The organism is Herminiimonas sp. (genome assembly GCF_030645555.1).
GTDB lineage: Bacteria > Pseudomonadota > Gammaproteobacteria > Burkholderiales > Burkholderiaceae_D > Oxalicibacterium.
The window spans coordinates 1-9,386 of the sequence record NZ_JAUSME010000116.1 but is presented as its reverse complement, the minus strand read 5'-3'; the positions used below and the strand labels follow the sequence as shown (position 1 = coordinate 9,386).

The window sequence follows — 9,386 nt, the reverse complement described above, 5'->3', positions numbered from 1 at the left end:
CGGTCGGGTTGGCCGGCTCCAGCAGATGCACCACTGTCGTTTGCGGCACAGCCAGATGCAGTGCGCCGATCAGACGCAGTGTCCTGACCAGATGGGAAGATTTTATTTCAGTCGCGGCCTCGATCAGCGGTTGCATGAAGGCACTCTGCGCCGATTGCAGTATGGTGGCGACATGGGCAATCGGCCAGTCTTCGCGTGCCAGCAACAAGGGCATTAATTGCTCGGCCGTGCTTTCCGCGTCAATTTGCACCAGCGCCTGGAATGCATTGATGGAAGTGACGCTGTCGGCAGCCAGCGTCTGCGTCACCAGCAAGTCCCACGATGGATGGTCGCGCAGGTGGCCGAGAGCCAGCGTCGCCAGCAGGCATTCAACGCGATTGCCGTACCTGAGCAGACGGCGTGAGAAGCGATCGCAACCAACTGAGTAGGCTATGCTGACCAGATTGTCCGCAGCCTCGCCGCTGGCGGTGCGCATCAGGTTGTTCCAGAGCTTCAGAAAATAGATGCGGTGGTTGATCGCCAGCATAGGCAAAACGGCGCAGACAGAAGAGTGCAGCGAACTCAGGAGCAGCGGACGCCAGATGGCCAGAAAAGCGCGTTCTGTCTGTGCGCGCCTATCCAGCGATACGCGCAGATAGACCAGCATCAATGCCAGCAAAAGCATCAGTCCGATGGTGCCCACACCGATCCAGGTGGTAAGGGCAAGGTGAGTATCTGTGTATGTGTTCGACACTTAGCGGTACGCTTTTTTGCCGCAACGCGATGCGATACAAGTACCATTCAGGCCAGCCTTGCCGCCATGATGTTTTGTCGCATTGCCAGGGGGGAACGGATGGATGGTCGTCAACATAATAGGGCGTCTACAAGCGATTGGACATCATGCATTTGAGCATCTTATTGTAATGCCGATTGTCTGCCGGATACAGATACAGCGCATACTCCGGCTGTCTGTCTGACAACTGAGCCAGATATCCGACTCATTTGCACAACATCAGGGGGTGCGCTGAGTTCAGAGATGAATATTTTTGCCGGCAGACGGTTCTCGGCTGCCTGGCCTGACATGTGATAATCGGGTGATTCCATTATTTCGACCGCCATGCGAATTACCAGACACCTCTTCCTGCTTTTCCCTCTTTTAATCTCTTGCGGCGTTGTGACGCTCCACGCTCATGCAGCAGGATTGCCCTTGCCTGTCGCGGCGGCATTGAAACAGGGCGGCATCCCGTCCGACGCAGTGGGGACCTATGTGCAAGAGGTATCTGCTGCGGCGCCGCTGATTGCCGTCAACAGTGCGTCAGGATTGAATCCGGCATCCACGATGAAGCTGGTGACCAGCAACGCTGCGCTTGACTTGCTGGGGCCCACCTTTGCCTGGAAAACCCAGGCCTATGCGACGGGCACCCAGGTTGGCGATGTATTGAATGGCGACCTGATAATCAAGGGGAGCGGCGACCCCAAGCTGGTTACTGAAAAATTCTGGCAATTCCTGCGCCAGATTCGCGCCGCCGGCATACGTGAAATTCGCGGCAACCTGATACTGGACCACAGCGCCTTCGAGGCATCGTCGTACGATGCGGCCAGTTTCGATGGCGATCCGCTCAAGCCATACAATGCCGGCCCCGATGCCTTGCTGCTCAATTACAAGGCATTCGCATTTCATTTCCTGCCCGACCCGGGCCGCGGCCTGGTGACTGTCACCGTCGATCCGCCGCTGGCGGCTTATACGATCAAGGCGCCGGTTTTGTCAGACGGTGCTTGCGTCGACTGGCAGGCAAGGTTGTTGCCGGCGCTGGACCGCAATGGCGCAGGTTTTACCGGTTCCTTTCCAGCCGCATGCGGTGAAAAAACCTGGTACCTGCATCCTTACCTGATGACGCACGCTGAATATTTTGGCACCGTGTTTCGTCAGTTATGGACAGATGTAGGCGGCGTTTTCAAGGGGACGGCAAGCAATGGCGTGGTGACGCCAGATGCACGGCTGGTAACCGAATGGCAGTCGGCCACACTGTCGGAAGTGGTGCGCGACATTAACAAGTACAGCAACAATGTGATGGCGCGCCAATTGCTGCTGACGATGGCGTCGGATGTGCTCAAGCTGCCGGCGACGCCGGAGCGGGGCGCGCGGGTCATCAAGAGCTGGCTGGCCGGCAAGGGCATCGATGCGAGCCAGCTGGTGATTGAAAACGGCTCGGGTTTGTCGCGCATCGAACGCATCTCGGCCAATGCGATGGGGCGCATGCTGGTCGCGGCTTTTCAATCGCCGGTGATGCCGGAGTTCATGTCTTCACTGCCGCTGGTGGGCTACGACGGCACGATGCGCAAGCGCTTGCTGACGCAAACGGTAGCCGGTCGCGCCCATATCAAAACCGGCTCATTGACCGATGTGCGTGCAGTGGCGGGTTATGTGCTGGCGGCATCGGGCAAGCGCTATGCAGTGGTTTGCATCATCAACCATGCCAATGCAGGCAGCGGCCAGGCGGCGCATGACGCGCTGCTGCAATGGGTGTATGAAAACGGTTGAAGCCTGCGCTTGCTACAGCAGGATGGGCTGATTCGATAATTGATTGGCCGGCTGCGTTTGTGGCGCATCGCCTTCGGGGAAATAGGTGTGCAGCAGCGCATTGAGTTGCTGCAGGCCGGCGATGCTGCTGTCGTGATAATGGCCCAGTGCAAAACCATCTGTCATCGTTTTGCATACTGCGCGCCAGTGGTCGGCAGGAATCAGGCGCGCTATGCCGCGGTCGGTAAAGATCTCGACGTGATGATCGGCCAGGTTGATGTAAATCAGCACGCCGCAGTTTTCTTCCGTATCCCAGATCCGGTAATGGGTAAACAATTCGCCTGCGCGTTGCCGTGATGTGAGGCCGCTCCACACCGCCGACAGATCAAGCGCAGGTTCGACGATCAGGCGGACTTCGGCACGGTGTACCGATTCGCCGGCAGTGATTTCTGCCTGTATCGCAGCCAGTGTCCGGGATGGAAAGGCTTTTCTTCCGGAAAATCTGGTCGCTGTCAGATGTCGCATTACGCGCGTGAATTTATTCATTACCAGTTCCCCGAGGCGCCGCCGCCGTCAAAGCCGCCACCACCGCCAGAAAATCCACCGCCACCGCCGAAGCCGCCGCCTGAAGAATGGCCGCGCCCGAGGCTGTTGCCGATGGCTGCACCGAGAATCACGCCGGCAGTATTGCCCCAGCCATCCTGGCTATGCCCGCGTCCGCCACCACCACGGCTGCGCAGCATCGTGATGACGATCAGGAAGGCAAAGAAAATGAAAGGCGCCCAGCCAAAGCCATCATTGTTGCTGGCCTTGCCACGCTGGGCCGGTTCCGGGAAGGCTTCCTTGTCGAGCACGCTGGTGATCGCCGAGATACCCGATGCCAGCCCGCCGTAAAAATCGTTTTGCCGGAAATGCGGTGCAATCACATCCTGCAATACGCGTTTCGATTGCGCATCGGTCAGCACGCCCTGCACGCCGCGGCCGGTTTCTATGCGCAGGCGGCCGGAAGCGGCAGAATTGCCCTTTGCCACCAGCAGGATCACGCCGTCATCGACACCCTTGCGTCCCAGCTTCCACGCATCGGCCACGCGTATGCTGTATTGCTCTATCGCTTCCGGCTCGGTGCTGTTGAGCAGCAGGATTGCGATCTGGTTGCCGGTACGCGTTTCATACTCGGCCAGCACGTTTTCCAGCGTCGTGCGCTGGCCGGCATTGAGCATGCCAGCCAGATCGGTGACGCGCGCAGTCAGCGGCGGCACCGGCACCAGATTTTGTGCGCTGGCCAGCAGGCATAAAAATGCGAGCGAGCAAGCCAGTAAATGACGCAAGGTTTTCATGGACACGAAGAACCTTATTTACCGAAATTGACTGCAGGCGGCGTGGCTATCGACTTTTCATTTTCTACCGTGAACGATGGCTTGACCGGATAGCTGAAAATTTTCGCCGTGATATTGGTCGGGAAGCTGCGTGCGAGCACGTTGTATTCCTGCACCGCTACGATGTAACGCTGGCGTGCGACGGTGATGCGGTTTTCCGTGCCTTCCAGTTGCGACTGCAAATCGCGGAAGCTGGTGTCAGCTTTCAGCTGCGGATAGTTTTCGGAAATGGCCATCAGGCGCGACAGCGCCGATGACAGTTCGCCCTGCACCTGCTGGAATTTCTGGAATGCCTGCGGGTCGTTCAATACTTCCGGCGTGATCTGGAAGCTGGTCGCGGCGGCACGTGCCTTGGTGACCGCTTCAAAGGTTTCGCGCTCATGCGAGGCGTAGCCCTTGACGGTATTGACCAGATTGGGAATCAGGTCGGCGCGGCGCTGGTATTGATTGACGACTTCGCCCCATGCAGCCTTGGTCGCTTCATCCTTGGTTTGAAAATCGTTGTAGCCGCATGCGCTGAGCATCGAGGCAAAGGCGGCTATCGCCAGCCATTTCAGTAATTTCGCCATGTCATTTCTCCAGATAGATAAAAATACTGTTTTGCCTGGCCTATTTGATGGCGCTGGCGCGTGGTTTCAATAGTACCGTGCTCATCGCCGCCAGGATCAGCAACATGGCCACGTAATCTTGCCAGTGCGGCGTTTCATGCAATATCCAGGCGCCGGAAAAGACTCCCAGCACCGGGATCATCATCACCGAGAGGCTGGATGCAATCGGCGGCAGCTTGCGCGCCAGCGAAAACCAGGTCACCTGCCCGAAGCTGAAGATCACCAGCGCGTTATAGCTGATCGCCGCTGTTTCGCCGGCCGTCGGCAGACGCCACAGCCGGTATTCAAGGCAGGTCGATATGATCGCCATGCAGACGCTTGCCATCACCATCATCCAGAATGTCAAAGCCAGCGTCGGGATGGCGGTTTTCGTGCGCCGCATCAACACTGTGCCATAACCCCAGGCTGCGGCTGCGATCAAGATCAGCACGCTGCCTAAAGGCCTGCCGGCCATATTCGCAAATTCGGTAGACAGCAGCAAGAGCGCACCGCTCAAGGCCAATCCTATCCCGCACCATCCCAGTCCTGTGATCCGGTCGCGAAAAAAAACCAGGCCGGACAGCACGGCCCAGATCGGCATCGTGTAGCCGAGTATGGCAGCGCGCCCGGACGAGAGCATTTTCACGCCGACGATCATGCAGGTATTCCAGATGATCATGTTAGGAATGGCCAGCGCGGAAATGGTTCCCAGATCATGGCGCGTAATTCTGAGGGAAATGCCTTGCATGCGCGCGGCCAGCCATAAAACCGGCAGCGCGCCGGTGATGCACAGGGTACGGAACGCAATCGGTGGGAAATCCTGCACCGCCATTTTCATGATGGGCCAGTTGATGCCCCAGCAGATGGTCAAGAGTGCGAGCAGTATCCAGTCTTTGCGGGTAAGTGAAGTCATCCCGGAACGATAACATGTCGCGTTACAATACGGTCTGCCTGAAATTGAGAGATCCCGCCGTGACCTTCATCGAAAAATTATCTGCCGTGTGGCAGACACAGAATACGCAACTCTGCATAGGCCTGGATCCGGATCTGGCCAAATTTCCTGCCCATTTGCAGGGCAAGCCCGATGCGATCCTGACGTTTTGCAAGGCGATCATCGATGCCACGGCCGATACCGCATGCGCATTCAAGCCGCAGATTGCCTATTTCGCCGCCTTGCGCGCGGAAGATCAGCTGGAAGAAATCTGCGGCTATCTGCGCACACGCTATCCGCAGATTCCTGTCGTGCTGGACGCCAAGCGCGGCGACATAGGCGCGACGGCTGAACAATATGCGCGTGAAGCTTTCGAGCGTTATGGCGCCGATGCAGTCACCGTCAATCCTTACATGGGTTTCGATTCGGTGCAGCCGTATCTGGAGCGGCAGGATAAAGGCGTGATCGTCTTGTGCCGCACGTCCAATCCTGGCGGCTCCGACCTGCAATTCCTCACGGTTGACGGCAAGCCGCTGTACCAGCATGTCGCGCAGCTGGTGGCGGATAAATGGAATACGAATGGCCAATGCGCGCTGGTGGTCGGCGCCACCTTCCCGAACGAGCTGGCGCAAGTGCGCGCGATAGTCGGCGACATGCCCTTGCTGATTCCAGGCATAGGCGCGCAGGGCGGTGACATCAAGGCGACGGTGGAAGCCGGACGCACGGCGAACGGCAGCGGCATGATGATCAATTCATCGCGCGCCATCCTGTATGCAAAAGCAGATGAGAATTTTGCGCAAGCGGCACGTCAGGTTGCGCTGGAAACCAGGGATGCGATCAATCGTTTTCGCGCCTGATCCTGCAGTGTATAAATGAAGCAATCCAGCCGCTCAGGCTGGCGCGCCGGCATCGATGCAGCCGTATCTGGAACGGCAGGATAAAGGCGTGATGTAGATTGATGTTTGATGTGATGCCTGGCGTGATATTCAGCCTGCCGTAGTCAGAAATTCCAGCAAGCCCGTCAATGCATGGGCCACGCTTTGTTCGCGCACTGCATGGCGGTCACCGCGAAACTGCATTTGTTCCACATGCGTGCGCGTGCCCGTCGCCCAGCCAAAGCAGACCGTGCCCACCGGCTTGCCCGGCACGGCACCGCCCGGGCCGGCAATGCCGGTAGTGGACAAGGCCACGGTGGCCCGGCTGTTGGCCAGTGCGCCTGCGCACATGGCTGCTGCCGTTTCCTTGCTGACTGCGCCGTGTTGCGCCAGCAGCGATTCCGGCACGTGCAACAGCTTCATCTTGGATGCATTCGAGTAGGTGACGAAACCGCATTCAAACCATGCCGACGATCCTGCGATTTCAGTGATTGCCTGCGCGACCCCGCCGCCGGTACAGGATTCCGTGCTTGCCAGCAGCAAGCCACGTTCCTGCAGACACAGCCCTACGCGCGCCGCCAGTTCCACGATGTGTTCCATGCGTTTTCCTTCGCTCAGAAACTGCGCCAGATCGCAAACACCAGCAAGGTGAAAAATGCTGCGACGATATCGTCGAACATGACGCCCATGCCGCCCTTGAAACGACGGTCGAAATAACCGATAGGCGGCGGTTTGACCATGTCGAAAAAGCGGAAGCAGAGGAAGGCGTAAAACTGTATCCACAGGCTGGCCGGCGTGATGAACAGCAGCACCAGCCAGAAGGCAATCACTTCATCCCACACCATGCTGCCATGATCGGCAATGCCGAGATCGCGACCTGTCTTTGCGCATGCCCATACGCCGATAAAAAAGCCGGCGACGATGACGAACCACCAGTTCAGGGGCGTCAGGAATTCCGGCCAGCGTGATGACAATACATTGAATGAGAGCCAGCCGAACAGCGTGCCGGATGTGCCCGGCATTATTTTTGACAAGCCGCTGCCGAATCCCTGCGCAATCATGTGGGCTGGATGCGCCAGCATGAAACGTGAATCGGGTTTGATCAGGATTGCGGCTGGCGTGGCTGGCTGTGTTTGCATGGTCAGGCGAAATGGTCGAAGGAGGTGATGTGCATATCCAGCGGCTGCCCATCACCATCGAGCAGACGCAAGCCGGATGCCGCCTCTATGCTGCCGATGCGGGTCACAGGCGTGTCGGCAGCCAATGCCGCACCCAGGACCGCATTGCGTCGCGATACCGGTGCGGTGAAGCACAATTCATAGTCATCGCCGCCGGCCAGCGTAAAGCGGCGCTGCAGGTCCAGCGCCTGGCCCTGCAGCATGGGTCCTGCCGGCAGCGCATCCACATTGAGCGTCGCGCCGACGTCGGATTTTTTCAGTATGTGACCGAGATCGCCGATCAAGCCATCGGATACATCGAGCGCCGCATGTGCGATGCCGCGCAATGCCAGCCCGAGTGCGATGCGCGGCTGCGGCGCATGCAGGCGTGGCGCTGCAGCAGCAAGCACATCTGCATCCAGTGGATATTCCTGGTACAGCGCACCGAGCGCAAGGCGCGCATCACCCAGGGTGCCGGACACCCAGATATCGTCGCCGGCCTGGGCTGCATCGCGACGCAAGGCTGCGCCGATCGGGATCTGGCCGTAGATCGTGATGCAGATGTTCAGCGGTCCCTTGGTCGTATCGCCGCCTATCAGTTCGCAGTCATGCGCATCGGCCAGCGCGAACAAGCCTTGCGAAAATTGTTCCAGCCATGCCTCGTCTGCGCCCGGCAGTGACAATGCGAGCGAGAACGCCACCGGTTCCGCGCCCATGGCTGCCAGGTCGGACAAGTTGACGGCCAGTGATTTGTGCCCGAGTTGGTAGGGGTCGGCACCGGCAAAAAAATGGCGGCCTTCGACCAGCATGTCGGATGAAATGGCCAGCTGCATGCCGGCGTGCGGTGTCAGCAGCGCGCAATCATCCCCTATGCCGAGCGTGGCGCGGTTTTTCGGGTGGGCGGGGCGCACAAAATAGCGCGCGATCAAATCGAATTCGGACATGCGCTTATTGTACAGAATGACGGCAAGTCCTTGCTGTTGCGAAGAGGCAAGGCGGAATATCTATCAGCCCCGTCATTGCTGCACAGGCGGCAAGGACGGGGCTGGCTGCAGTGCCAAAAATTACTGGCTGGTGGCGGTATTGGCCTTCTGTCCCAGGCCGGCCAGCAATTCCTGGCGTATCGCATTGTCATGCGGCGAGACGCAAAAACCTGCCATCACGCCGTCGACATCGTAAAAGCGGCAAATGCTGCGACCGCTCTCTGTCGTTTCATTTTCCCAGCTGCCATCGGCGACGATGTGGGGTGCAGGCGCGATCAAGGCCAGCGGATAGCTGGGGGTCTTGATCAATATCGGTGACGGCTTCAAATCGATCTCGGTGCGCTCGCCTGTCAGCGTGCGTGCAATCGCACGACCGGCCGCCATGATAGGCGTGATGTAAGGCAGGATGCGCGTGCTGCCGTCGATAGGCGAGGTGTATTCTGCGCAGTCGCCCAGCGCATATATATCGGGTGCGCTGGTCTGGCCGGCGGTATCGATGATGATGCCGCGTCCGGTCTTCAGTTGTGCTGCGTGCGCCAGGCGCAGATCGGGCCGCAAGCCGACTGCAGACAATACGATGTCGGCTTCGACGGTGCTGCCATCGGCCAGCGTCACGCGCAGCGCAGTGTCGGCATGCGTGACGCTTTCCGCGACTGTATTGAGATGGAAGCGCACGCCGCGCGCGAGCAGTGCCGCCTGCAGGCCGGTCGACAGGGCGGGTGCCGCCAGTGCCGCCAGCGGACGCGCGCTTGGATCGATCAGGGTTACCGCATGCCCGGCGCTGGCCAGGTCGTCGGCGAATTCGCAGCCTATCAAGCCGGCACCCAGTATCGCTACGCGTACCGGCGCGGCATTTTCTGCAGCATTGATGCGCGCGCGGAAGGTGGCGTAATCGTCTATGTGATTAACCGACAATACCTGATCGGCAGCATCGCCCTGCAAGCCGAGTTGTATCGCCTGCGCACCGACGGCGATGA

Annotated in this window: 11 protein-coding genes; 2 read left to right on the top strand and 9 right to left on the bottom strand. The window is 59.0% G+C overall.

Annotated features, from left to right (window positions below; translation table 11 throughout):
- Positions 1-682 (bottom strand): HEAT repeat domain-containing protein (locus Q7T06_RS04680; RefSeq protein ID WP_304781013.1); only part of this gene is annotated, 682 nt, incomplete at its 3' end.
- Positions 683-1,096: 414 nt separating this feature from the next.
- Between Q7T06_RS04680 and dacB the strand changes: the two genes are divergently transcribed.
- The gene (gene dacB / locus Q7T06_RS04675) at positions 1,097-2,521 is read left to right on the top strand and encodes a D-alanyl-D-alanine carboxypeptidase/D-alanyl-D-alanine-endopeptidase (RefSeq protein WP_304781009.1); all 1,425 of its coding nucleotides are present in this window, start codon (positions 1,097-1,099) and stop codon (positions 2,519-2,521) included.
- Positions 2,522-2,533: 12 nt separating this feature from the next.
- On the opposite strand, the gene Q7T06_RS04670 is transcribed toward dacB, so the two are convergent.
- Genes Q7T06_RS04670 through Q7T06_RS04655 form a run of 4 tightly spaced genes read right to left on the bottom strand, consistent with a single transcriptional unit; the run spans position 2,534 to position 5,376 of the window.
- Entirely contained in the window at positions 2,534-3,046 is a 513-nt protein-coding gene (locus Q7T06_RS04670; protein ID WP_304781004.1) for a TPM domain-containing protein, read from the bottom strand.
- Positions 3,046-3,837 (bottom strand): YgcG family protein, encoded by a 792-nt coding sequence (locus Q7T06_RS04665; RefSeq protein WP_304781024.1) that lies wholly within the window; start codon positions 3,835-3,837, stop codon positions 3,046-3,048. Before Q7T06_RS04665 ends, Q7T06_RS04670 begins: the two co-directional genes overlap by 1 nt.
- A gap of 14 nt (positions 3,838-3,851) precedes the next feature.
- The gene (locus Q7T06_RS04660; protein ID WP_304781000.1) at positions 3,852-4,445 is read right to left on the bottom strand and encodes a LemA family protein; all 594 of its coding nucleotides are present in this window, start codon (positions 4,443-4,445) and stop codon (positions 3,852-3,854) included.
- Between the two features lie 40 nt (positions 4,446-4,485).
- Positions 4,486-5,376, bottom strand: coding sequence for a DMT family transporter (locus Q7T06_RS04655; protein WP_304780995.1), 891 nt, complete (start codon positions 5,374-5,376; stop codon positions 4,486-4,488).
- A 59-nt stretch (positions 5,377-5,435) separates the two neighbouring features.
- On the opposite strand from Q7T06_RS04655, the gene pyrF reads away from it, so the two are divergent.
- Positions 5,436-6,251, top strand: coding sequence for an orotidine-5'-phosphate decarboxylase (gene pyrF / locus Q7T06_RS04650; protein WP_304781018.1), 816 nt, complete (start codon positions 5,436-5,438; stop codon positions 6,249-6,251).
- Positions 6,252-6,380: 129 nt separating this feature from the next.
- Here the strand turns inward: pyrF and Q7T06_RS04645 are convergent, their stop codons facing one another.
- From Q7T06_RS04645 to Q7T06_RS04630, 4 genes are all read right to left on the bottom strand, one after another.
- Positions 6,381-6,869 (bottom strand): CinA family protein, encoded by a 489-nt coding sequence (locus Q7T06_RS04645; RefSeq protein WP_304780990.1) that lies wholly within the window; start codon positions 6,867-6,869, stop codon positions 6,381-6,383.
- Between the two features lie 14 nt (positions 6,870-6,883).
- Positions 6,884-7,408, bottom strand: a complete 525-nt coding sequence (locus tag Q7T06_RS04640; RefSeq protein WP_304780985.1) for a phosphatidylglycerophosphatase A — start codon at positions 7,406-7,408, stop codon at positions 6,884-6,886.
- A gap of 2 nt (positions 7,409-7,410) precedes the next feature.
- Positions 7,411-8,370: a thiamine-phosphate kinase gene (thiL, locus tag Q7T06_RS04635; protein ID WP_304780980.1), complete on the bottom strand. Its 960-nt coding sequence runs from the start codon at positions 8,368-8,370 to the stop codon at positions 7,411-7,413.
- Between the two features lie 120 nt (positions 8,371-8,490).
- On the bottom strand, positions 8,491-9,386 hold an 896-nt coding region (locus Q7T06_RS04630; protein WP_304780975.1), incomplete at its 5' end, for an FAD-dependent oxidoreductase.